The organism is Arthrobacter sp. UNC362MFTsu5.1, assembly GCF_000685965.1.
Lineage (GTDB): Bacteria > Actinomycetota > Actinomycetes > Actinomycetales > Micrococcaceae > Arthrobacter.
On sequence record NZ_JMLE01000068.1, the window covers coordinates 1 to 1,259 of the forward strand.

The following is a 1,259-nucleotide window of genomic DNA, read 5'->3' on the forward strand; positions in this document are numbered from 1 at the left end:
ACCGCACCCCGCCCACCGAATCCTCAGCAAAGGACCAAAAAAACCATGACTGAAACCATCATCACCGAGGTCGTTACGGCTGACACCGGCGAGACCATCCCCGGCGCGACAGTCCTCGGAGACTTCCACTTCGGCGACGGCTACGAGTGGATCGAGGCCATCGCCGAGGAGGGCTGGGCGGCACTGCCGAACTGGGGGAGCGAGGGCTGGGACCTGGGCCAGTGGCCCTACGTCATCATCGCCGCCACCCGCACCGCTGACAGGATCGGCAACCTGTTCGGCGTCGCAACCTACTGCGAGGGTGACGTGACCTGCCGGTACTTCCGCACCAAGCGCGCGCAATGGGACGCGATCACGGAGCAGGCGTTCTTCTCATGGAAAAACGGCCAGGCCCACGGCCCGGCCGACCTCCCTGCGGCCGCCGCCGAACTGCCCCGCCGCGACCGCGCACCGTACCCCGGCTGGACCGCGTAACCAGCACCCAACCCCGCACTCCTTTACTCATTTGAGTAAAGGAGTGCGGGACCCCCAAGCTTTCAGACCAAGCAAAGGAGCACGACCATGAGCACCACCTGCACCGCCCTGATCGTCCCGGCCCGGCTGTCCGAGCCCGTACGCATCGAAACCATCGACGCCTCGCTGGCCACCCTGCAGACCCTGGTCGAGGGGAACATCGAAGCCATCACCCGAGGGGACTGGCACGCCTACCTGAACGACGAGGGCAAGATCATCAACCTGCCCCCGAACCTACGCGCCGGGCACCTCCTGCGCGAAGCCGGCCTGTACCTCGCAGACATCTTCTGCGGAAACGTCGTCTTCCTCGGCGAAGGGGAACACGGCACAGAAGCGGACACACCGGAGTACCTGATCCGGCTGGCAGAACAGCTGTTCAACATCGAGCTGGCGGCCTAGCCGACCTCCACCTTCCCGGCACTCACTGACTCCATGAGTTCCGGGAAGGGCCGGCTTGCAGGAAAAGCTTGGGCGGGCCGCCGCCCGGAGAGCTTCCGCTGTGGTTACCGGCGGCGGCCCGCCCCTTACCGGACAGCCGGTCGCGCAGCACCCGAAAGCGCCCGGCTGTCCGGCCGGGGAGTGGCTGGCAAACGTCAAATGGTGCAACGGGTTGTTGCACCAAAACATGCTCGCGGGGCTCGCACCCATATGCGGGCGTCCGCTGGCGCGGCCGGCTGTTGGGTCCAGTGCGTCCGTCGCAGAGCTCCGGCCCGCCCTGGCCCTGTTTGTCTACGACGTTTTTTGTC

The 1,259-nt window shown here is 66.1% G+C and carries 2 protein-coding genes; both read left to right on the forward strand.

Annotated features, from left to right (window positions below; genetic code table 11):
- The first annotated feature begins 45 nt into the window (after positions 1-45).
- Positions 46-474: a hypothetical protein gene (locus BS38_RS0124030; RefSeq protein ID WP_028273024.1), complete on the forward strand. Its 429-nt coding sequence runs from the start codon at positions 46-48 to the stop codon at positions 472-474.
- Positions 475-561: 87 nt separating this feature from the next.
- Positions 562-912 (forward strand): DUF3846 domain-containing protein, encoded by a 351-nt coding sequence (locus tag BS38_RS26370; RefSeq protein ID WP_043440008.1) that lies wholly within the window; start codon positions 562-564, stop codon positions 910-912.
- Positions 913-1,259 lie beyond the last annotated feature (347 nt).

Excerpts from the sequence above, each read along its gene's own strand:
- BS38_RS26370 (WP_043440008.1), top strand. The coding sequence starts at position 562 with ATGAGCACCACCTGCACCGCCCTGATCGTCCCGGCCCGGCTGTCCGAG.
- BS38_RS0124030 (WP_028273024.1), top strand. The coding sequence starts at position 46 with ATGACTGAAACCATCATCACCGAGGTCGTTACGGCTGACACCGGCGAG.